Here is a 21,798-nt window from a genome sequence, read left to right as displayed (position 1 = left end):
GGGAACAGAGAATGGCCGTCAAGTAAACTTTTCGTATGCGTTTAGCGTATAAAAAGATAAGACTTCAAATCGCATGGATATAGTCGGCTCGTCAAATTTACCTGGAATGATTAATCCCAGACTGTGAACGGGAAAATTTGCGAAAATATGCAAGACGAATGTAACAAAATCCATCTTTGCGTAAGTGTTTGTCCGACTTGTTGCGGCGCAGCCCCACTCGCATGATGCAGATCAGTTGTAGCGATGCGCTTCAGGAGGTTGTCATGTTCCAGGAAATTCGCGGTCTCTTCGCCTGGCTAACTCATTCGCACGCAAAGGTCATACCAGACCGACCTGCACGAGCCGAACCGTCCACGGTTTTCGACTTTGATCCGATGTGGCATGGAGACCATTGGCAGAACCTGCTCTCCTCACCGATGGATGCGCGCCGTTATGTGATGGAAGACTGGAGCGCGTCCACGCAGGCTGACTGGGACGACGCGGACGGCACCGCGCCCGCTCATTAGAGCAGTTCGCGAAATTCGTCCGCCATGAAAAAAAGCGCGACTGGAAGGTCGCGCTGACAAAGGTTTGGAGATCTTTTTCGTCAACGAAAAAGTCTGCTTCGGAAAGCAGAAATTGGAGTATAGCGGTGGTATGCGATTTCGATTATTCACACAATTAACAATCGTCTATTGCCGCAATTACAACAATCGTTTTTCGGCATTTCTTCCCGTTGCTTTTCCGCATCGTTTGGTGTCGCGAATCAGCAACGCGGCTTGGCAAAATTCAGACTCCGAATCCGCCGAGTCGGCGCAAAGCCTTTGTCCATAAGGCTCGAATGGCGATTAATGATCGTTTCTCGTTGCGTAATACTTTATTGCGCGAATCGGAACATCAACTCCCGGAAGTGTCTCTCTACACTCTGCGTAATCGGAAACCGGCGCGAATCTGGTCAACGCGCTTCTCACGCGGCTTCCGCTTCTCGCAGCGCTCGCGTGAAGGTCTCCTAAGCCAGGGTCTTATACCTCTCTCGCTCTTGGAGTTATATCAATGAAGAAGACACTCATGGTCGCAGCCCTGTCGGGCGTTTTCGTCACGGCAGCGCACGCGCAAAGCAGCGTCACCCTGTATGGCCTGATCGACGCGGGTATCACCTATACGAATAACCAGCGCGTCAGTGCTACCCAGCACGGCGCCAACGTTGCGATGACGAGCGGTTCGGTGAACGGTAGCCGCTGGGGCCTGCGTGGCGCTGAAGATCTCGGCGGTGGTCTGAAGGCCATCTTCACGTTGGAAAACGGCTTTGGAATCAACGACGGCACGCTCAAGCAGAACGGCCGTATGTTCGGCCGGCAGGCATTCGTTGGTCTGTCGAGCGACCAGTTCGGCGCTGTCACGCTCGGCCGTCAATATGACAGCATGGTCGACTTCGTCGGCCCGCTGGCGCTGACCGGCACGCAATATGGCGGCACCCAGTTCGCCCACCCGTTCGACAACGACAACCTGAACAACTCGTTCCGTATCAACAACTCGGCCAAGTACACGAGCGCGAACTACGGCGGCTTCAAGTTCGGCGCGTTGTACGGCTTTTCGAACCAGGCTAGCGGCTTCGCGAACAACCGCGCATACAGCGCGGGCGCATCGTACAACTGGGGCGGCCTGAACGTCGCAGCCGCTTACTTGCAACTGAACGCCAACGGCGCAACCAGCGCGGCCGCAGCGTTCAATTCGGGTGGCGCAGTATCGGGCGACAACACGTTCTTCGCGCAACGTCAGCAAACATGGGGCGCAGGCGCCAACTACGCGTTCGGGCCGGCAACCGTTGGCATCGTGTACTCGCAGACGAACCTGCATGGCCTCGTCGGCATCAGCCAGGGCTCATCGGGTGTCTCGGGCGGCATCGGCTTCCCGTCCAACAGCGCCCAGTTCCAGAATTTCGAGGGCAACGCTCGTTACGCTCTGACACCGGCGATCAGCATTGCCGCTGCGTACACGTACACCCGCGCTAACCTGTCCAGCACGCACGTGCACTGGAACCAGGTCGACCTGCAAACCGCATACGCGTTGTCCAAGCGTACCGACGTGTACCTGCAAGGCGTGTATCAGGCTGCAAACGAAAACTCGATCGTCCCCGCCTTCATCAATGGCGTCGGTAACGCTTCGGGCAACAACAAGCAAGTCGCTGTAACGGCTGGTCTGCGTCACCGCTTCTAAGCACCGCGCAAGGACTGGCAGTAGAGAAGGCGCCGTTCGCGGCGCCTTTTTTTATGTTCGCGCCGAAGGGGTCTTTCGCCAGACTTTGCCTGCGCCTCCGCCAGCGCCTAGCGGCCGCTATCTGGCGGCGGGTACTTGACGTCGAGAATGTCGATCGGCTGCGGCCCGGCCGGCGTGAATAGCGTGACCGTATCGCCGACTTTGGCCTTCAGCAGCGCACGCGCAATGGGCGAAATCCAGCTCACATGCCCAATGTCCAGGTCGACCTCGTCGACACCGACGATCGTCACCTTATGCTCCTCGCCGTCTTCGGTCGCATAATCGACCGTGGCGCCGAAGAACACCTGATCGACGTTTTCCTGGCGGCTGCTATCGACGACCTCGGCCAGATCGAGCCGCTTGGTGAGAAATCGGATTCGCCGGTCGATTTCGCGCAAACGTCGTTTGCCGTAGATGTAGTCGCCATTCTCCGAGCGGTCGCCGTTCGACGCCGCCCACGACACGAGCTTGACGACCTCGGGCCGCTCGACATCGATCAGATGCAGCAACTCGTCGCGCATACGCCGATGACCGGCGGGAGTCATGTAGTTTTTGGTGCCTGCGGGCACGTCGGGCTGGGTGACGTCGAGATCGTCGTCGTTGTCTTCGCTCGACTCTTTGACAAAGGCCTTGTTCATAATCATCCATTAACAGCTGCTAGCAACAACCTGATAAAAGGTTACACGATTGGGCTCGCGACACAAATCGCCGTGATGGGCTTCCATTTTTCGAATCTGTTGGCTATAATCTCGTTTCTGTGTGCGGCTGTAGCTCAGTTGGATAGAGTACTTGGCTACGAACCAAGGGGTCGTGGGTTCGAATCCTGCCAGCCGCGCCACCTTATTCGAGAACTTCCTTGCCGGGAGTTCTCAGGTTTCACCGGTTTTTGCAGTAAGCATCACCGTTTTGCGTGCGGCTGTAGCTCAGTTGGATAGAGTACTTGGCTACGAACCAAGGGGTCGTGGGTTCGAATCCTGCCAGCCGCGCCATCCATGAAGGGCCTTCCAATCGGAAGGCCCTTTGTTTTTTCTGACGCCCCAAGCCGTGCCCGTGCGCCGGCAACTCAACGCGGCGGCGACTGGATATCCCCAATCTGCCCGTCCGGGTGCGGCAAGTCCTCGACAACCCCGCCTACCGTCTGCTCGCTGATCGTCTCGGCCCGCATGCCTGTCAGTGCCTGGCGCTCCCGCAGCACGTCGTCAACGGTATCGCCAAAATGGCTCGCGACAAACGCCCGCAGCAAAGCAATGCGCAGCGAGTCGCCCCTGCCCTCCGAGGCTCGCTGGCCGTCTTTGAACTCCGCGACGCACAACGCTCCTTTTTCGCTCTGCTCGCGCACGTCGAGGCGCATCGCGCGCTCGAGCACAACGGCAGCCGCCTCCCATGACGTGCAAGGCGTGAACCGCCCGTCCCACGGACGACCACGATCGTTGCCGCGGATCGCGACAGTCTCGCCACTATCGGTAAAGTAGATTTCGCGCACGAAGTCGTGCAGGCTGCGCGCCACCCAGTAATCGAGCGCCACGCCAGCGAGGTCGGATACGTTCATCTGCGTTCTCCCCGGGTTCAGGTGAGACTTGCCTTCAGTTGTATCCTGAGCCGCACGAAAGATGCCTGGCTGGCGTGCTGCGCCAGTCCAGGCCGCGCCGACGCCCAGTCGGAAGCCGCTCAGTAATCCGCGCGCTCGCGGTCGATGCGCATGCCGCCGTCGTGGCGGTGATGCCCTTCTTCACTCGGCCGCTCACGCGTGATGCGCATGACGTCCGGGTTCGTGCGCACGCGCCGCATTACATTGGCCAGATGCACACGATCGCTGACCTGAATCACGAAGCGCAGAATCGTGGATTCCTGCGACAGATCTTCGTCCATCGCAATATGGACGATGTTCGCGTCCGCCGACGTGATGTCGGCCGCTACGCGGGCAAATACGCCCTTGGTGTTCTTGACCAGCACCTTGACCGCGACATCGAACAGACGCCCGGGCTGCGGCGCCCACGCGACGTCGATCCAGCGACCCGGATCGCGCCGGTGGATACGCTGCGCGACGCGGCAGTCGGTGGTATGGATCGCCATGCCGAGGCCGATGCCGATATAGCCCATGATGTCGTCGCCCGGAATCGGACGGCAACACGCGGACAGCTGCACCGACATGCCTTCGGTACCAGTGATGACCACCGGCGGCGCATGCGGCGTCGAGCCGGATTCGGAGCGCGAGCCGTCGTCGTCGGCGTCCCGCCCGCTCATCAGCACTTCGATGCGCTTGGCCATCACCGCGGCGACCCGCCGGCCGAGACCGATGTCCGCGAAAATTTCCTGACGGTTTTTGTTGCCCGTCCACTGCACGAGCTTTTCCCACGCTTCCGGCGTCACGTCCGACAGCGCGAGGCCGTAGCCCTTCAACGCCTGATCGACGAGACGCTCGCCGAGCTGCACCGACTCGTTCAGGCGCATCGTCTTCAGATAATGACGGATCGCCGAGCGCGCCTTGCCGCTGCGCACGAAGCCGAGCCACGCGGGGTTCGGCTTCGAATACGGCGCCGTGATCACTTCGACGATGTCGCCGCTCTTCAGCTCGGTACGCAACGGCAACAGCTCGTTGTTGATCTTCACCGCGACGCACTGGTTGCCGAGGTCACTGTGGATCGAATATGCGAAGTCGAGCGCGGTGGCGCCGCGCGGCAGCGCCATGATCTTCGACTTCGGTGTGAACACGTAGACCGCGTCCGGGAACAGGTCGATCTTCACGTGCTCGAGGAATTCGCTCGAATCGCCCGCTTCGCTCTGAATGTCGAGCAGCGACTTCAGCCACTGATGCGCGCGCTTTTGCACGTCGTTCAGATCCGCGCTGCCGTTCTTGTACAGCCAATGCGCGGCGACGCCCGCCTCGGCGATCTCGTGCATCTTGCGCGTGCGCACCTGGAACTCGATCGGCGCGCCGAACGGGCCGACGAGCGTGGTGTGCAGCGACTGGTAGCCGTTCACCTTCGGGATCGCGATGTAGTCCTTGAACTTGCCCGGCACCGGTTTGAACAGCGCATGCAGCGCGCCGATGCAGGTGTAGCACTCGAGCGCGCTGTCGACGACCACGCGAAAACCATACACGTCGAGCACCTGCGAGAACGACAGCTGCTTGTCGCGCATCTTCTTGTAGATGCTGAAGATGGTTTTCTCGCGACCGGTGACTTCGGCGTCGAGCTTTGCGTCGGCAATCGCACGCTGCACCGATTCGAGAATCTTGCCGACCACCTCGCGACGATTACCGCGCGCCGCCTTCACGGCTTTCTCGAGCGTCGCGTAACGGTGCGGGTTGAAGTTCGCGAAGCTCAGGTCCTGCAGTTCGCGATAGGTATTGTTCAGGCCGAGCCGATGAGCGATCGGCGCGTAAATGTCGAGCGTTTCGCGCGCCACGCGGCGACGTTTCTCCGGCGGCACCGCGCCGAGCGTGCGCATGTTGTGGAGCCGGTCCGCGAGCTTCACGAGGATCACGCGCACGTCGCGCGCCATTGCGAGCAGCATTTTGCGGAAGTTCTCCGCCTGCGCTTCCTCGCGATTGCGAAACTCCATTTTGTCCAGCTTGGACAACCCGTCGACCAGTTCCGCGACCTTCGCGCCGAAGCGCTCGGCGAGCTCCGCCTTGGTCACGCCCTGGTCTTCCATCACGTCGTGCAGGAGCGCCGCCATGATCGACTGGGCGTCGAGATTCCAGCCCGCGCAGATTTCCGCGACTGCGACCGGATGCGTGATGTAGGGCTCGCCGCTCTGGCGATACTGGCCGAGGTGGGCTTCGTCGCTGAAGTGAAACGCCGCCTTGACGTCCTTGATTTCTTCCGGCGGCAGGTAGCCGGCCAACGCGGACGTCAGATTGGCGATGGAGACGACGTCATGCCGGCGCGGCTGCTCCGGCGTGGCGGTCGGCCCGAACAGATGACGAAACGATTGCTCGAGGACCGCGTCGATGTACTTGCGTGCAGACGACGGTGCGTCGGTGTCGTGTTCCGCTTCCGTGGCGGTGGGCGGGGTAGCACTCATGGTCGCCTCCGGTAGCGGTCAGGGTTGGACACAGTTCTGCACGTTGAGCAATCCGGTGTGGCGAATACCGGGTAAGTCGAAAACGAAAATCCGTGCGCCTTAGACCGGCACCTTCTTGAGCATTTCGACGCCGACCTGACCCGATGCGATTTCACGCAGCGCGAGGACGGTGGGCTTGTCGCGGCTTTCGATCTTCGGCGTGTGGCCTTGCGCGAGCTGACGCGCGCGATAGGTTGCGGCAAGCGCGAGTTCGAAACGGTTCGGGATCTGTTTGAGGCAGTCTTCGACGGTAATGCGGGCCATGTTGGGTTCCTTCTCAGTATGTTGCTTATTCTACCTTATGTGCCTGACAGCACGCCGCGCTCACGGGTGCGGCAGGTGGATGCCGAGCTGCATGAAAAGCTGCGTGTGACGCGCGTACTGCGACGCGAAGCGCGAGCGCGTCGCGCCGACGAGGCATTGCAATTCAGCCAACGCGCGATCGAAGTTTTCGTTGATCACGACGTACTCCGCTTCGGCCGCGTGCGCGATCTCACCGCCTGCCGCGAGCAGGCGTCGCGTGATCACGTTCGGTTCGTCCTGGCCGCGCTTTTTCAGACGCTCTTCGAGCGCTTCGAGCGACGGCGGCAGAATGAAAATCTCCACCGCATTGTGGAACTGCTTCTTCACCTGTTGCGCGCCCTGCCAGTCGATTTCGAGCAGCACGTCATGGCCGTTTTTCATCTGCTCCTCGATCCACACGCGCGACGTGCCGTAGTAGTTGCCGTGCACTTCCGCACTTTCGAGAAACTCGCCCGCGTCGTGACGCCGCATGAAATCTTCGACGGTCGTGAAGTGATAGTGCTCGCCGTCCTGCTCCTTCGGACGCGGCGGGCGCGTCGTGTACGAGATCGACAGACGGATCGCGTCGTCGCCCGCAAGCAGCGCGTTGACGAGCGTCGACTTGCCCGCGCCCGACGGCGCGACGACCATGAACAGATTGCCGGGATAGGCGCCGGCGTACGGATGGCGCGGCGCGCCGGCTTCGCGTGGATGGTGGTCGGTCATGATGTAGTGCTCCAGCCTTATTCGAGATTCTGTACCTGCTCGCGCATCTGTTCGATCAGCAGCTTCAGCGTCATCGACGAATCCGCGAGTTCCTTCGCCGCCGCCTTCGAACCGAGCGTGTTCGCTTCGCGGTTCAGCTCCTGCATCATGAAGTCGAGCCGCTTGCCGACCTTGCCGCCCTTCTCGATCACGTGACGCGTTTCGTTCAAGTGCGCGGTGAGGCGCGACAGCTCTTCGGCGATGTCGATGCGAATGCCGTACATCGTCACTTCCTGGCGAATCCGCTCGTTGATCTCTTCGCGCGACACGATCGTCGCGGCCCCATCCGGCGCGGCGATGCCGAGCGCCTCCTGCAGACGCTCGACGATCTTCTGCTGATGCCGCGCAATCAGCTCGGGCACGAGCGGCGTGATCTTCGTGACGATCGTTTCCATTTCGGTGACGTTGCCGAGCAGCATCGTCGCGAGTTGCGCGCCTTCGCGCGCGCGCACGTCGATCAGGTCCGCGATTGCCTGCTTGCCGCACGCGAGCACCGTGTCGCGCAACGTCTCGGGCGCGATGCCGCTTTCGGCGAGCACGCCCGGCCAGCGCAGAATTTCGCCAGTCCGCAGACGGCCGGCTTCCGGAAACGTGTCGAGCACGGCGCGTTCCAGCTGCGCGAGTTGCGCGAGCGCATCGCGGTTGATCGCGCCCGCGTTCGCCGACTGCTCGCTGCGCTGCAAATTCACGCGAATGTCGACCTTGCCGCGCGACAGCTTGTTCATCAGCATTTCGCGCAGCGTCGGTTCGACGACGCGCACGTCTTCCGGCATGCGGAAGTTCAGATCGAGAAAGCGCGAGTTCACCGTGCGCAATTCGACCGACACGCTGACGCCGCCAGTGCCCGAAGCCGCCACGAGTTCCCGCGTAGCGCTCGCATAGCCAGTCATGCTGTAGATCATCGTATTTCTCGCGATTGCGGCCATGCGTTCGACGATGGCCTGAGAAGCGGATCGCCCGGCGTGTACGAGACGCGGGGCGGGGAACCGGCATTATCCCATTTTTGGCGGCGCCATCCGCTCGCGAGCGAGCACGGATACGGCCCGACACGCGGCTGCTTTCACGGTACGGATAGCCGCTCGTCGTCGCGATGACCGTCGCGCGCTCATGCGGCATTCATCACCCGCAAGCTTGTGTGCCATGCGTATGGGCAACCGCCCTATTCGATCGGCGGTAAAATTAGGGTTTTTCCTCCGCCCCTCTTCCGGCCTTTCGGCACACAACGCGACCCATTCCGACATGAGCAACGACACCCAACGCCCCAGCGGCCGCCAGCCCAACCAGTTGCGCGACGTGCGCATCACGCGTCACTACACGAAGCATGCGGAGGGCTCGGTGCTGGTCGAGTTCGGCGACACCAAGGTGATCTGCACCGCGAGCGTCAGCGAGAGCGTGCCGCCGTTTCTGCGCGATCGCGGCCAGGGCTGGCTCACCGCCGAATACGGCATGCTGCCCCGCGCCACGCATACGCGCAGCGACCGCGAAGCCGCGCGCGGCAAACAGACCGGCCGCACGCAGGAGATTCAGCGGCTGATCGGCCGCGCGCTGCGCTCGGTGTTCGATCTCGAAAAGCTCGGCGCGCGCACGATCAATCTCGACTGCGACGTGATCCAGGCCGACGGCGGCACACGCACCGCGAGCATCACCGGCGCGTTCGTCGCCGCGCATGATGCGGTCGCCAGATTGCTCGCCACGGGCCGCATCGAAAGCTCGCCGATCACAGATTACGTCGCCGCGATTTCGGTGGGCGTGTACGACGGCGTGCCGGTGCTCGACCTCGACTACGACGAAGACTCGCAGTGCGACACCGACATGAACGTCGTGATGACGGGCGCGGGCGGTTTCGTCGAAATTCAGGGCACCGCGGAAGGCGTGCCCTTTTCGCGCGAAGAAATGAATGCGCTGCTCGATCTCGCGAGCGACGGCATCAGCACGCTGATCGCGAAGCAGAAGGAAGCGCTGGGAGTGCGGCAGTGAATGAGGTTCGTCAGGACGGCGGCGAGAACGATGCTCACGGCATCACGTCGGGCATGCCGTTGAAAAAAGTCGTGCTCGCGTCGAACAACGCGGGCAAGCTGCGCGAATTCGCGGCGCTACTCGGCGCGGCCGGCATCGAGTTGATTCCGCAAGGCGAACTCAATGTGCCGGAAGCTGAAGAGCCGCACCCCACCTTCGTCGAAAACGCGCTGGCCAAGGCGCGTCACGCGGCGAAGCTGACCGGCCTGCCCGCGCTCGCCGACGACTCCGGCCTTTGCGTGCGCGCGCTGCGCGGTGCGCCGGGTGTCTACTCGGCCCGCTTCGCGCAACTCGCCGGCGGCGAAAAAAGCGACGCGGCCAACAACGCGCGACTCGTCGAAGAACTTCGGAGCGCGAGCGATCGCCGCGGCTATTACTACTGCGTGCTCGCCCTCGTGCGTCACGCGGACGATCCTGAACCGCTGATCGCGGAAGGCCGCTGGCATGGCGAAATCCTCGACGCGCCGCGCGGCGAGCATGGCTTCGGTTACGACCCGTACTTCTATCTGCCGTCGCTGAACGCGAGCGCCGCCGAACTCGAGCCGGCGGTCAAGAACGCCAGCAGTCATCGCGCGATCGCGCTGCGGCAACTGCTCGCTCGCCTGTCGGAGGAAGCGTGATTCCGATCCGATCGACGCCGGCGGACATCGGCAACGGTGTCGTCAAGGCATTCACGTCCCCGGGCGGCATCCGTTTGACGTCGCTGCCGCCGCTGGCGCTTTATGTGCATTTTCCGTGGTGCGTGCGCAAGTGCCCGTATTGCGATTTCAATTCGCACGAGTGGAAAGGCGAGTCGTTCCCGGAGAACGACTACCTCGACGCGCTGCGCGCCGATCTGGAAATGGCCTTGCCACTGATCTGGGGCCGCCAGGTGCATACGGTATTCATCGGCGGGGGCACGCCGAGTTTGCTGTCGGCGGCGGGGCTCGATCGCATGCTGTCGGATATTCGCGCGCTGCTGCCGCTTGACGCCGACGCGGAAATCACACTCGAAGCGAACCCCGGCACGTTCGAAGCCGACAAATTCGCGCAGTTTCGCGCGAGCGGCGTGAACCGGCTGTCGGTGGGCATCCAGAGTTTCAACGAAACGCATCTGAAGGCGCTCGGCCGCATTCACGACGCGGCGCAAGCGCGCCACGCGGTCGAAGTCGCCGCTACCACGTTCGACAACTTCAACCTCGACCTGATGTTCGCGCTGCCCAAGCAAACGCTCGCCGAATGCCAGGCCGACGTGGAAACGGCGTTGTCGTTTGCACCGCCGCATCTGTCGCTGTATCACCTGACGCTCGAACCGAACACGCTGTTCGCCAAATTCCCGCCCGCGCTGCCCGACGACGATGCGTCCGCGGACATGCAGGACTGGATTCATCAACGCACCGCCGAGGCCGGCTATGAGCGCTACGAGGTGTCCGCGTACGCGCGGCCGCATCGGCAGAGCAAACACAATCTGAACTACTGGCGCTTCGGCGACTATCTCGGCATCGGCGCGGGCGCGCATACGAAGCTGTCGTTTCCGAATCGCATCGTGCGTCAGGCGCGTTATAAACATCCGACCACGTTCATCGAGCAGGCCAGGGCCGGGGCAAGCGTGCAGGAAGAGCACGAGGTCGGACCGCGCGATCTGCCGTTCGAGTTCATGCTGAACGCACTGCGCCTGGTGGAAGGGTTTCCGGTGCATCGGTTCATCGAACGCACGGGTCTGTCGATCACGACGATCGAACCCGCGTTGCAGGAAGCGGAGCGGCGCAAGCTGATCACGCGCGACCATGAACGGATCGCGCCGACGCCGCTCGGGCAGGCGTTTCTGAACGACCTGCAGGCGCTATTTCTGAAGGATCCGCAGTGATGGCGACTCGCCTGGACTCGGCAGCGAAGTCTTTCCAGGTTACAATTCGCGGCTTGGAGGTGTGGCCGAGTGGTTTAAGGCACCGGTCTTGAAAACCGGCGAAGGAGCAATCCTTCCGTGAGTTCGAATCTCACCGCCTCCGCCAGTCTTCCAAGAAAAACCCCGTAAGTTCAGCGACTTACGGGGTTTTTGCTTTTCTTATCCCGATGATCCGCTGTGCGAGTGCCGTCAGCGACCAGAAAGACCATAGACGAGAGGTACGGTTGCTGCCCGCGAGCATCCGCGCTACGGGCGCGAAAAACCGCAATGTTCTCGCAGGCGCTTTTTTCTGTTTCGTCGAAACCCGTGGAGATTTTGGGCGGTCGCCCATGTACGGACTGCCTGTCGCACGGTGCCGCCAAGATGCTTGGATACCAGCAAAACACGTTCAGCGACATGCTTCACGCTATGAAGCAGTACAACAAATTGCGCGGCGACAACAACGTAATCTGGCATGACGATGGAGACGTGGAGTTTAATGGCGTGATTATCGACAACATGCACAGTTGGGCACCCTAAAGGAATGTAATGGTAACGACCCATCAACTTGCACATGCTTCTTTCACTATCTATCAGGACGTGAAGCGACCCGAATTCTGGACAAACTATTTTGGCGTTGAACCGGACATGCAGAGCGTTCGGGGGCAGTTCCGGACTACACCATCTGGGCGCACTAGCAAGTACCCCGCTCGAATTGGTGTATGGAGTGTAGATAGCAAGGGGCATGTTCAGAGCAATCTTCTTGCGCCTCACCTCCGCTATCTGGTCGAACGCTTGGCATTGCCCCGATCAGACCTGCCCGAATTGCTCAAGCGCACTGGCGCACAGATGCGTTTCTTCTGTTATTGGGACAACGAGAGCGGCGACCGCGTGCCTGATGTGCCCGACGATATTCGCACCATGATGGAAGCGATGGGCGGCACGGTTGAGATTGATGAATATCGATAGAGCCTCGCTCGAATGCACCAGCCGATCCTCGCGAGTCGGCTTTTTTGCGAGAGCTTGTAAGGCACAGCGCAAGTGTTATGGGCCGCACTTGTGAATTAATCCTCTATGCCGCAAACATGCACGGCCCACGCTTCCATCGTCGGCCGGCGCTGTTCCACCGAATCGGCGCGCTTCGGCAGGATGTGATCGACCACGCTAACCGGGTTGGACGCAATGTGACCGTGAGCCCAAGCCCATTGCATGACGGCGTGCATGCGCTGGCGGTGCGGCTAGCCTTGCCGCAGAGCTTCGGAAACACACAGGTATCAAGCGTGCTGATCCACTGCGCGGCGTGCTTCCCCTTCTTCCAGCCGGGTTTGAGTCCGCCATGACGTTCCCGCGCCGACTCCTCGAAGGTGAGCGCGGCGGGAGCAATACAGGCGGCCTGCTGCTCGCGGAATGACGGCGTTTTTGTTTTTTGCCGCTTCGAAAACGAGAGAAGCCTGTGGAGCTTCAGGTACTCGCTTACACCACCCCGAACTAAACCACCCCCACCGCCTCAACCTCGATCTTGAACCCATAGTGCAACTGCGGCACCGGCACGACCGCGCGCGCCGGTTTTGCCTCACCCGCCCAGCGCGCATAGATCTGATCGAAGCTAGCCCAATGTTCGACATCAACGACATACACGCGCACCTGCACCAGTTGCGCGACGCTGCTGCCGACGCTTTCCAGCGCCGCCTTCACATTGGCGAGAACCTGTTCGGCCTGCGCGTCGAATGACGCATCGGCGAGCTTGTCGCCTTGCGCATTGATCGGCAATTGCCCGGACACGAAGACGAAGCCATTCGCGACCGCCACATGACTGTAGTGACCGCCGGGTTTCGCCAGCGCGGCTGGGTTGTCGGTATGAGGCAAACGTGGGGCGTGCGTGCTATCGGTCATCAACCACTCCAGAAGTGAAATTCCCGGAGCGGTTCATCGCCGTGCTTCATTCAGCACAAGCCCGCGCACGACGCATCACGCAGCCGCCATCTCGAGCTTCTCGCGCGCATCCGCACAACGGCGATTCAGATCGCGATGCATCAGCTGGCTATCGAGCAGAGCCGATACATCCGTCAACCCGTGATCAAAGCGCAACACATATTCGATGTCTGTGTAATCGTAGTAAGCGCCGCTGTCGGCCAGCCGTTGCGCTTCGGCGAATGCGGCAAATTGCCGTTCGCCGTTCATCAGGTCTTTCATCGCCATGATTGCCGCTCCGAGGAACAGTGACTTCATCATAGCAATGCAAACCGCGACGCACGGTGGTGCGCGCGCAACACCAGGTGTTTTCCGGAGAAGCAGCTTTCACGCCGTTTTCACAGCGCTCGCGCAGCACGCTCACACGGCCGCAACCGGCGACTTCGTCCCGTTCCAGCGCATCACGAGCATGCGTCCGACAAAGCACAGGCAGCCCGCCACGCCGACCACGATGCCCATGCCCTTCGGCGTGCCGTCCTGCCACAGTCCGACCGCGAGGCTCGACAACGCGCCGAGCGCGAGTTGCACCGCGCCGAACACGGCCGCCGCGGCGCCCGCGTTGACGGGATAGCGATGCATCAGATCGGTCGTGCAGTTGGCGGACAACACGCCCACCACGCTGACGACGAAGAACAGCCCGAACACGATCGACCACAAGCCGCCCCACCCCGTCAGCGACACGACGGACACGAACAGCGACGCGACGAAGCTCACGGTCGCCGCGAACGAGATGATCGGCACCGGCCCGAGCCGGCCGACGAACCGCGTATTCAGGTAATTACCGAACATGATGCCGACGATATTCAGCGCGAACAGGAAGCCATAGTGCTGCGCGGACACGTGGAAATACTCGATATAGACGAACGGCGTCGCCGTGATGTAAGCGAACATCGACGCGAACGCCATGCCGCCGCACAACATGTGCCCCCACGCGACCGGATCGCGCAGCAGCGTGCCATACGCGCCGAATGACTTCAGCAGCGCCGACTGCGCGCGCATCTCGCGCGGCCACGTCTCCGGCACCTTCAGGAATGCGGTCACCGCGCACACGGAACCGAACAGCGTCAGCGCGACGAACACGGCGCGCCAGCCGCCCAGCAGCAGCAACTGTCCGCCGATCAGCGGCGCGAGCAGCGGACCGATCGCCGTAACGATCGCGATCATCGACAGTACGCGCGCCGCATCGCCCGGCTCGTGCGCGTCGCGCGCGATCGCACGAGAGAGCACCGACGCCGCGCCCGCGCCCAGCGCCTGCACGAAGCGAAAGCCGACCAGCGAGCCGATCGAGATCGACAGCGCGCAGGCGATGCTCGCGAGCGCAAACATGATGATGCCGCCGAGCAGGATCGGCCGGCGGCCATAGGTATCGGACAGCGGACCGTACAGCAGCATGCCGATCGAAAAGCCGAACATGAAGCTCGTCAGCGTCGATTGTGCGGCGCCCGTGCTGACCGCGAAGGCCTGCGCGATGGTCGGCAGGCTCGGCAAATACATGTCGATGGAGATCGGCCCGCACGCGGCCAGCGCGCCTAGCAACAAAATCAGCCGGCCATCTGGCCGGCGTTTGACGACGTGAGACATGGGAAATCCGGATGGAACGCCGCGCCGGCATCGGCAGCGGAACGGGTGAAGCGGAAACGGCCATCAGCTGACCGGCTCGATTGTACGCGACGGTTAACCCGCTGACTGTGCGCGAGGCAGCGCCGCGCGGCGCAAACACCATCGATCGGTTAAGCTGCCGCCTGCATGTCCAACGCACTTCCCCCCATCCCGTTCGAACCCGCGATGACCGCCTTCCTGCTGATCTGGAGCCCCAAAAAATGGCCGTGGCCCGAGTTGCCCGACATCGCGAAACGCGTGGCGGCCGGCGAAGCGGTGACCGACGTATGGGGCTGCGGCTTCGCGCGCGGCATCCTGCCCGGCGATCGCGTGTTCCTGCATCGCGTCGCGCAGGAGCCGAAGGGCATCTTCGGTTCGGGCTACGTGACGCACGCGCCGTACGAAGTCCCCGACGCGTCGACCAAACGCGGCTACCGGCTGTGCATCGACTTCGTCTACGACTGGCTCGTCGATGCGCATCACGCGCCGGTCATCCCACGCGATCAACTGCGCGTGCATCCGTTCTCGGTGCAGACGTGGGATGCGCAAAGCTCTGGAACGATCATCAAGCCCATCGCCGAAGGCGCGCTGGAGAAGCGCTGGGCCGAATTGACCGGCAAGCGCAAGCCGCCGGCGATACCCGCGCCGGGCAGCTAGGCCCCGAAACGCCCGCCGCTGCGACCGCCCGCCCGCACAGCCCGCCTGCGCCGACTCCGGTACAATTTCTCGATCCATCCCAGCATCGCGCGAAGTGCCCGCGGGAATCGTCCGAGGCCCTTCGCGCCGCTGCGCAACCCTTGCTCCCTATTCCAGCCATCGCCATGTCCAGAAACGAAACCCTCTTCGAACGCGCGCAACGCACGATCCCCGGCGGCGTGAATTCGCCGGTGCGCGCTTTCCGTTCCGTCGGCGGCACTCCGCGTTTCATCGAGCGCGCGCAAGGCCCGTACTTCTGGGACGCGGACGGCCAGCGCTATACCGACTACATCGGCTCGTGGGGTCCCATGATCCTCGGCCACGTTCACCCCGAAGTGCTCGAAGCCGTGCAGCGCGTGCTCGTGAATGGCTTCTCGTTCGGCGCGCCGACCGAGTCGGAAGTCGAGATCGCCGAGGAAATCTGCAAGCTGGTGCCGTCGATCGAACAGGTGCGCATGGTGTCGAGCGGTACCGAGGCGACGATGAGCGCGCTGCGTCTCGCGCGCGGCTTCACGAACCGCAGCCGCATCGTCAAGTTCGAAGGCTGCTATCACGGCCACGCGGACAGCCTGCTCGTGAAGGCCGGCTCGGGCCTCCTGACCTTCGGCAATCCGACCTCGGCGGGCGTGCCGGTCGATATCGCGAAGCACACCACCGTGCTCGAATACAACAACGTCGCCGAGCTCGAAGAAGCGTTCGAGGCATTCGGCAACGAGATCGCCTCGGTGATCGTCGAACCGGTCGCGGGCAATATGAACCTCGTGCGCGCAACGCCCGAATTCCTGCAGGCGCTGCGCCGCCTGTGTACCGAGTACGGCTCGGTGCTGATTTTCGACGAAGTGATGTGCGGCTTCCGCGTCGCGCTCGGCGGCGCGCAGCAGCTGTACGGCATCACGCCGGACCTCACGTGTCTGGGCAAGGTGATCGGTGGCGGCATGCCGGCGGCGGCGTTCGGCGGCCGGCGCGACATCATGGCTCACCTCGCGCCGCTCGGCGGCGTCTATCAGGCGGGCACGCTGTCGGGCAATCCGATCGCGGTCGCGGCCGGCCTGAAGACGCTGCAGCTGATCCAGGCGCCCGGCTTCTACGACACGCTCGCCGCGCGCGCCACGCGTCTCGCGCAAGGGCTCGCGCGGGTGGCCCGCGAAGCGGACGTGCCGTTCGCAGCCGATGCGCTCGGCGGCATGTTCGGCATCTACTTCCGCGAATCGATCCCGACGAGCTTCGCCGACGTCACGAAGAGCGACGTGCCGCGCTTCAACGCGTTCTTCCACAAGATGCTCGACGCGGGCGTGTACTTCGCACCGTCAGCGTATGAGGCGGGCTTCGTGTCGAGCGCGCACGACGACGCGGTGATCGACGCGACGATCGAAGCAGCGCGCGGCGCGTTCGCAGCGTTGAAGGGCTGAAGGCGGACCTGACGCAAAGGCCGCAACCCGCACGACCCAGACACCGCACCACAACGGACACCGATGTTCTCGCAAACCGATTTCGTCCATATGGAACGCGCGCTCGCGCTCGCGAAGCGCGGCATGTACACGACCGACCCGAATCCGCGGGTCGGTTGCGTGCTCGTCAGAAACGGCGAGGTGATCGGCGAAGGCTACACGCAGCCTGCCGGACAGGATCACGCCGAGATTCGCGCGCTGAAGGACGCGCGCTCGCGCGGCCACGACCTGCGCGGCGCGACCGCCTACGTGACCCTCGAACCGTGCAGCCATTTCGGCCGCACGCCGCCGTGCGCGAACGCGCTGATCGAAGCGCAGATCGGCCGCGTGATCGCGGCGATGGAAGATCCCAATCCGCAGGTCTCCGGCCGCGGTCTCGCGATGCTGCGCGAAGCCGGTATCGAAGTGCGCTGCGGGCTGCTCGCGAACGAAGCGCGGGAGCTAAACATCGGCTTCGTGTCGCGCATGACGCGCGGCCGTCCGTGGGTGCGCATGAAGGTGGCGGCATCGCTCGATGGCCGCACCGGCTTGCCGTCCGGTGAGAGCCAGTGGATCACGAGCGCGGCCGCGCGCGCCGACGGTCATGCGTGGCGTGCGCGCGCGTCGGCGATCCTGACGGGCATCGGCACCGTGCGCGAAGACAATCCGCGCATGACCGTGCGCGCGGTCGATACGCCGCGCCAACCGCACCGCGTGCTGATCGACAGCCAGCTCGACGTGCCGCTCGACGCGCAGATCCTGGCCGGCGCGCCGACGCTGATCTTCTGCGGCGAACTCGATGCGCGTCTCGAAGAACGCGCGGTTGCGCTGCGCGAGCGCGGCGCCGAGATCGTGCCGCTGCCGAACGCGTTCGGCAAGGTGGATCTGCCGCGCATGCTGAGCGTGCTCGGCGAGCGCAACGTGAACGAATTGCACGTCGAAGCCGGCTACAAACTGAACGGCTCGCTGCTGCGCGAAGGCTGCGTCGATGAACTGCTCGTCTATCTCGCGCCGAGCCTGCTCGGCATGGACTCGATGAGCATGTTCAATCTGGACTCGCCCGACCTGCTCGAAGACCGCGTGAAGCTCAATTTCCACACGGTCGAGCGGATCGGCGACGATCTGCGGATTCTCGCGCGCTTCGCACCGACAGCCGTACCCGGGACCGACGCCGTGTCCCCCACCGTTTCGAAATGATCAAGGATTAGCACGATGTTTACAGGAATCGTCGCGGCAGTGGGCCGCATCGAATCAGTCAAGCCGCTCGGTACGGGCGGCGACGCGGGCGTGCGCCTGAACGTCGAGGCGGGCGGCCTCGATCTCGCCGACGTGCAGCTCGGCGACAGCATCACGATTCAGGGCGCCTGCATGACGGTGGTCGCGAAGACCGCGCATTCGTTCGAAGTCGACGTGTCGCGCGAAAGCCTGAACCGCACGGCCGGTCTCGGCGAAACCGGCGAGGTCAATCTGGAGAAGGCGCTGCGCGCGCATGACCGGCTCGGTGGACATATCGTCTCCGGACACGTCGATGGGCTCGGCACCGTCACGCGTTTCGCGCCGGTCGGCGAATCGCACGAGCTGCGCATTCTCGCGCCGCGCGACATCGGCCGTTATCTCGCGTACAAGGGCTCGATTACGGTCAACGGCGTGAGCCTGACCGTGAACTCCGTCGCTGATCGCGACGATGGCTGCGAGTTTTCGATCAATCTGATTCCGCATACCGTGCAGGTGACGGCGCTCAAGCATCTGCGCGATGGCGTGAAAGTGAATCTGGAGATCGATCTGATTGCGCGCTATGTCGAGCGGATGCTCAATGCGCCGCGCGATGGCGATCCATCGTTGAAGTAATCCCGTTCGGGGCGAATCGCTCTTCTGAGCGAGTCAGGAGCCGTGGCCCAGCGCGCGTGCACGATCCGAATCCGATCAGGACAATGAAAATGCCGCGCCTGCACGGTTGCTGGAATCCACGGCCTGTGCGCCTGACGAAAGCGTCGCTGATCGTTACCTGCATCGGGGCGTTTGAACGGCGCGTCAGACAGATTCCGACCGCACCTGCGACTTCAGATCGAGCAAGCCTTCCTCATGCATCGCTAACGACGCTTCAAGACGCCGCGCGAGCTTCGCCAACCGAGCTATCGACGCGCGGCACCGTTGCGCGGCATGGCCGGACAGGCTCAGCACGCACTCGCGAATCGCGCCACTGAGCGCGGCATGGAGGCGGCCGTAATCGACGCCTGCGACCTCGGACACCGGTCCATTTGCACCCGTGCGCTCGACGGCGATATCGTCGAAACCGACATCGTCAGCCAGCTCGATGCGTGCGAGCGAAGCGTCGGGCTCGATCAGATAATCCCCCAGCAGCCTGTCTGCCTCGCGACGATACAGCTCGAATATCGATTGCGACAGCGCATTGCACAGCCCGATCACGTCATGCGTCGCCGCATGCGCATCGAGCAACGCGGGCAGCGTCGGCACGATGCCGCGCCACACCGCGTTGGCAAGCTGCTCCTGCTGTCGCTCGAGCTGCTCGAGCGCCGCCTGCGACGACTCGCCGAGTCCGGCGAGCAACGGCAGCACGTCGCTTTGCAGGTTGCCGAGCACGGTCTCTTCCAGATGATGCAGCAGCACCTCGGCCCGCTTGCGCCGTTTATACGCGAGCGCCGGTCCGGTGAAGTCGAGCAACGCGGCATACAGCCGCTCGAAGCCCGCGTCACTCATGGCCGCCGCGGTCTGCCCCGCCTCGCGCGCCGCGTACGCCGAGACCGACACCGGCGGCTTTAGCAGCGCCTTGTCGACGCCCATCGCGACGAGCTTGTGTTCCGCTCGCATCTTGACGTCGTGCTCCTGCAGCGCGCGACGCGGCGCGCTCTTGTTGCACAGGGGCTTGACGAGTTCGCCGTCGACTTCGTCCTCCTCGTACTCGTCGCTACGAGTCACGACAGGCAGCAGCGGCTTGTTCCGATGCAACTCGCGGCCGAGCTCGTCGAGCTCCTGCACCTGGCCGGGCGACGTGGAGCTGCTCAGCCACAACACACCGTCAGCGCTATCGGTAAAGCGCTGCGTCAATGCGGCGTTTTCCGGCGTCACCGAATGCAATCCCGGCGTGTCGAGCAGCACCAGCTTTGCGCCGAGGCGTACGCCTTGCAGCCGCGAGGTCGTTTCGGTCGCGCCTTCAGTAAAGGGCTCCGACGTTTCGACTACGCGACCCGCATCGACATCGAAATACTGCACGCTGCGCTCGTGTGCGGCGAAGCGCTCGGCCAGGAAATTGCAGAACGAGCTTTTGCCCGCGTTGAACTTGCCGAACACGAGCAGCAGTGCCTGATCGTAGAAATGGTCGGCGAGCTGCCGGGCCGCTTCGAGGCTCGACCACTGTTGCCTCGATGCTTGCACGCCGTCGCGCAGCCGCGCATTGATCGCATCGGCCTGAATGGCCAGTGCGCTGTTTGCGTGCAAGCCGTCGCACCTCAAACAGCCGTTGTGCAGATCGGCGCCCAGCTTCGCGAGCCAGTCGTTCAGCGCATGCAGCAGCACGTCGATATCCTCGGCGATGAAGTCGAATGCATCGACCTCGGCGATGAAACGTTGCTCGTGGCTCGCGTCGGCTGTCATGCGCGCGCCTCCAGTATCCGCATCGCGGCCACCGCGTCGTCCGATGCGACGAGCGCCGCTTGCGTATCGGCGATCTGCGCGGCCAGCGCCTTGCGGTCGGCGGACAGCTCGAAGTAGTGCGTGAACTCGCGCTGCATGCGTTCGCGTCCCGTCGCTTCGCAGAACATGCGGCGCAGATCCTTGCGGAACTTCACCGACACGCCCATCACCGCGATCATCACCGAGTTCAGGCTTTTTGCCGCAGTGTGCTGCTCCGCCGGCAGACCGATGACACCGTGCCCGGCCAGCATCGCATCGATCTCGATGCACGCGCGCGAGTACGCGATCTGGATGTGCGCGCGCTCCAGTTTGCCCGCGGTGATCGCGTAGGCGTCCTTCGCGGTATCGGGCACGATCGCGTGATCGGTGCCGAGCGCATTCAACATCGCGTCGATGTCGCCGCTGACCTTGTCGATGACGGCCGCGAGGCTCCGATCGAAGGCCTGCTTTTGTTGTTGCTGGGTGGTGCGCAAAATGTCCAGCGACGTCTGCCGTGCCGCGCGCAGCCGTTGCAGTTCGTCGCGGATTTCGCCGATCAGAAGCGTGGTTTCGTGAGCGCGCGCATCCGGCACACGCGCGAGTTCCGCGCGCAACGCGGTGTGCAGCGCGGGGATGCCGCTCTTTTCCAGCAGCAGTTTCTTGCCGCCGTCGAGCCCCTTGCGATGCCGCATCGACGACACCGCGTTCAGCGCGATACCGGGCATCTGCCGGTCGATCGCCGCGCCGATGTTCCGCAACGCGGCGTCGTCGCGGAGCTGGTCGACTTGCGACAGCACGAACAGCGTCTGCCGGCCGGTCCTGACGCGGTCGGCGTCGAGCTCGGTCAGCAGCGTCAGTTCCTTCGCGTCGAGCTCGCCCTCTTTCGCTGCGTGCACGAACAGGCGAAGGTCGGACTTCAGCCACGCGGCGCGCAACGCTTCGCGGTCGTCTTCGCTGCCGACGTCGGCGTCGAGTCCCGGCGCGTCGAGCCAGCGCACACCCTGATGCACGCTGTCGGACAGGCGCACCGTTTCGCGCCGGTCCGACACCGCGAACGCATCGCGGCCCAACAGCTCGTTGAGCAGGCTGCTCTTGCCGTGGTTGTATTTACCGACGACGGTGACGACCGGTTCACTGTCGTCGATCAGAATCAGCAGGCGCGCCAGATCGTGGGCCCGATCGGGCAGCACGGACGCGACATCGTGCGCTGCCTGCTCACGCAGTTTGCTCGACACCGTCAACTCC

The 21,798-nt window shown here is 63.1% G+C and carries 22 protein-coding genes and 3 tRNA genes; 14 read left to right on the top strand and 11 right to left on the bottom strand.

The features are described 5' to 3' along the window. Window positions 1-263: 263 nt before the first annotated feature. Window positions 264-506 (top strand): hypothetical protein, encoded by a 243-nt coding sequence (locus GCT19_RS27825; RefSeq protein WP_227749344.1) that lies wholly within the window; start codon window positions 264-266, stop codon window positions 504-506. A gap of 526 nt (window positions 507-1,032) precedes the next feature. Then, window positions 1,033-2,196 (top strand): porin, encoded by a 1,164-nt coding sequence (locus GCT19_RS27820; protein ID WP_013090199.1) that lies wholly within the window; start codon window positions 1,033-1,035, stop codon window positions 2,194-2,196. Window positions 2,197-2,303: 107 nt separating this feature from the next. Here the strand turns inward: GCT19_RS27820 and greB are convergent, their stop codons facing one another. Further along, window positions 2,304-2,873 carry a transcription elongation factor GreB gene (gene greB / locus GCT19_RS27815; RefSeq protein WP_152853718.1) on the bottom strand — a complete coding sequence of 190 codons (570 nt, stop codon included), beginning with the start codon at window positions 2,871-2,873 and terminating at the stop codon, window positions 2,304-2,306. A gap of 123 nt (window positions 2,874-2,996) precedes the next feature. Between greB and GCT19_RS27810 the strand changes: the two genes are divergently transcribed. Both GCT19_RS27810 and GCT19_RS27805 read left to right on the top strand, forming a co-directional pair. After that, window positions 2,997-3,073, top strand: a tRNA-Arg gene (locus GCT19_RS27810). Between the two features lie 74 nt (window positions 3,074-3,147). Beyond that, window positions 3,148-3,224 (top strand) — tRNA-Arg (locus GCT19_RS27805). Window positions 3,225-3,298: 74 nt separating this feature from the next. Here GCT19_RS27805 and GCT19_RS27800 read toward each other — a convergent pair. From GCT19_RS27800 to GCT19_RS27780, 5 genes are all read right to left on the bottom strand, one after another. After that, on the bottom strand, window positions 3,299-3,784 hold the full coding sequence (locus GCT19_RS27800) for a phage protein NinX family protein (protein WP_018434470.1): 486 nt from the start codon (window positions 3,782-3,784) through the stop codon (window positions 3,299-3,301). Window positions 3,785-3,903: 119 nt separating this feature from the next. Further along, entirely contained in the window at window positions 3,904-6,264 is a 2,361-nt protein-coding gene (locus tag GCT19_RS27795) for a RelA/SpoT family protein (protein WP_013090202.1), read from the bottom strand. A 99-nt stretch (window positions 6,265-6,363) separates the two neighbouring features. Next, window positions 6,364-6,567 (bottom strand): DNA-directed RNA polymerase subunit omega, encoded by a 204-nt coding sequence (gene rpoZ, locus GCT19_RS27790; protein WP_008921215.1) that lies wholly within the window; start codon window positions 6,565-6,567, stop codon window positions 6,364-6,366. Between the two features lie 60 nt (window positions 6,568-6,627). Continuing rightward, entirely contained in the window at window positions 6,628-7,311 is a 684-nt protein-coding gene (gmk, locus tag GCT19_RS27785) for a guanylate kinase (RefSeq protein WP_018434471.1), read from the bottom strand. A gap of 17 nt (window positions 7,312-7,328) precedes the next feature. After that, window positions 7,329-8,252 carry a YicC/YloC family endoribonuclease gene (locus GCT19_RS27780; RefSeq protein ID WP_013090204.1) on the bottom strand — a complete coding sequence of 308 codons (924 nt, stop codon included), beginning with the start codon at window positions 8,250-8,252 and terminating at the stop codon, window positions 7,329-7,331. Between the two features lie 337 nt (window positions 8,253-8,589). Between GCT19_RS27780 and rph the strand changes: the two genes are divergently transcribed. From rph to GCT19_RS27750, 6 genes are all read left to right on the top strand, one after another. Further along, the gene (gene rph / locus GCT19_RS27775) at window positions 8,590-9,327 is read left to right on the top strand and encodes a ribonuclease PH (RefSeq protein WP_018434473.1); all 738 of its coding nucleotides are present in this window, start codon (window positions 8,590-8,592) and stop codon (window positions 9,325-9,327) included. Continuing rightward, the gene (gene rdgB, locus GCT19_RS27770) at window positions 9,324-9,986 is read left to right on the top strand and encodes an RdgB/HAM1 family non-canonical purine NTP pyrophosphatase (RefSeq protein ID WP_018434474.1); all 663 of its coding nucleotides are present in this window, start codon (window positions 9,324-9,326) and stop codon (window positions 9,984-9,986) included. The genes rph and rdgB overlap by 4 nt, the downstream gene beginning before the upstream one ends. Continuing rightward, window positions 9,983-11,212, top strand: coding sequence for a radical SAM family heme chaperone HemW (hemW, locus tag GCT19_RS27765; protein ID WP_321576883.1), 1,230 nt, complete (start codon window positions 9,983-9,985; stop codon window positions 11,210-11,212). The genes rdgB and hemW overlap by 4 nt, the downstream gene beginning before the upstream one ends. Before the next feature lie 55 nt (window positions 11,213-11,267). Further along, window positions 11,268-11,357: transfer RNA gene (locus GCT19_RS27760), tRNA-Ser, on the top strand. Window positions 11,358-11,518: 161 nt separating this feature from the next. Further along, on the top strand, window positions 11,519-11,770 hold the full coding sequence (locus tag GCT19_RS27755; RefSeq protein WP_152853717.1) for a hypothetical protein: 252 nt from the start codon (window positions 11,519-11,521) through the stop codon (window positions 11,768-11,770). Between the two features lie 9 nt (window positions 11,771-11,779). Beyond that, entirely contained in the window at window positions 11,780-12,199 is a 420-nt protein-coding gene (locus GCT19_RS27750; protein ID WP_152853716.1) for a DUF4279 domain-containing protein, read from the top strand. 519 nt (window positions 12,200-12,718) lie between these two features. Here GCT19_RS27750 and GCT19_RS27745 read toward each other — a convergent pair. From GCT19_RS27745 to GCT19_RS27735, 3 genes are all read right to left on the bottom strand, one after another. Next, entirely contained in the window at window positions 12,719-13,123 is a 405-nt protein-coding gene (locus GCT19_RS27745; RefSeq protein WP_018434477.1) for a RidA family protein, read from the bottom strand. Between the two features lie 75 nt (window positions 13,124-13,198). After that, window positions 13,199-13,429, bottom strand: coding sequence for a hypothetical protein (locus GCT19_RS27740; protein ID WP_152853715.1), 231 nt, complete (start codon window positions 13,427-13,429; stop codon window positions 13,199-13,201). Between the two features lie 132 nt (window positions 13,430-13,561). Beyond that, window positions 13,562-14,782 carry a Bcr/CflA family multidrug efflux MFS transporter gene (locus GCT19_RS27735; RefSeq protein ID WP_152853714.1) on the bottom strand — a complete coding sequence of 407 codons (1,221 nt, stop codon included), beginning with the start codon at window positions 14,780-14,782 and terminating at the stop codon, window positions 13,562-13,564. Window positions 14,783-14,986: 204 nt separating this feature from the next. Between GCT19_RS27735 and GCT19_RS27730 the strand changes: the two genes are divergently transcribed. The 4 genes from GCT19_RS27730 to GCT19_RS27715 all read left to right on the top strand — a co-directional run bounded on the left by GCT19_RS27730 (window position 14,987) and on the right by GCT19_RS27715 (window position 18,771). After that, the gene (locus GCT19_RS27730; RefSeq protein ID WP_152853746.1) at window positions 14,987-15,457 is read left to right on the top strand and encodes a hypothetical protein; all 471 of its coding nucleotides are present in this window, start codon (window positions 14,987-14,989) and stop codon (window positions 15,455-15,457) included. 164 nt (window positions 15,458-15,621) lie between these two features. Continuing rightward, complete coding sequence (gene hemL, locus GCT19_RS27725; protein ID WP_152853713.1) at window positions 15,622-16,905, top strand: glutamate-1-semialdehyde 2,1-aminomutase; 1,284 nt, start codon at window positions 15,622-15,624, stop codon at window positions 16,903-16,905. Window positions 16,906-16,968: 63 nt separating this feature from the next. After that, complete coding sequence (ribD, locus tag GCT19_RS27720; protein ID WP_018434482.1) at window positions 16,969-18,120, top strand: bifunctional diaminohydroxyphosphoribosylaminopyrimidine deaminase/5-amino-6-(5-phosphoribosylamino)uracil reductase RibD; 1,152 nt, start codon at window positions 16,969-16,971, stop codon at window positions 18,118-18,120. Window positions 18,121-18,135: 15 nt separating this feature from the next. Beyond that, window positions 18,136-18,771 carry a riboflavin synthase gene (locus tag GCT19_RS27715; RefSeq protein WP_152853712.1) on the top strand — a complete coding sequence of 212 codons (636 nt, stop codon included), beginning with the start codon at window positions 18,136-18,138 and terminating at the stop codon, window positions 18,769-18,771. A gap of 183 nt (window positions 18,772-18,954) precedes the next feature. Here GCT19_RS27715 and GCT19_RS27710 read toward each other — a convergent pair whose 3' ends face one another. After that, window positions 18,955-20,535 carry a GTPase gene (locus GCT19_RS27710; protein WP_152853711.1) on the bottom strand — a complete coding sequence of 527 codons (1,581 nt, stop codon included), beginning with the start codon at window positions 20,533-20,535 and terminating at the stop codon, window positions 18,955-18,957. Next, a complete protein-coding gene (locus GCT19_RS27705; RefSeq protein WP_321576882.1) occupies window positions 20,532-21,788 on the bottom strand; it encodes a GTPase in 1,257 nt (418 codons plus the stop codon). The genes GCT19_RS27710 and GCT19_RS27705 overlap by 4 nt, the downstream gene beginning before the upstream one ends. Window positions 21,789-21,798 lie beyond the last annotated feature (10 nt).

This window comes from Paraburkholderia atlantica (assembly GCF_009362785.1).
Classification (GTDB): domain Bacteria; phylum Pseudomonadota; class Gammaproteobacteria; order Burkholderiales; family Burkholderiaceae; genus Paraburkholderia; species Paraburkholderia atlantica.
This window is presented reverse-complemented; position numbering and strand designations above follow the sequence as displayed.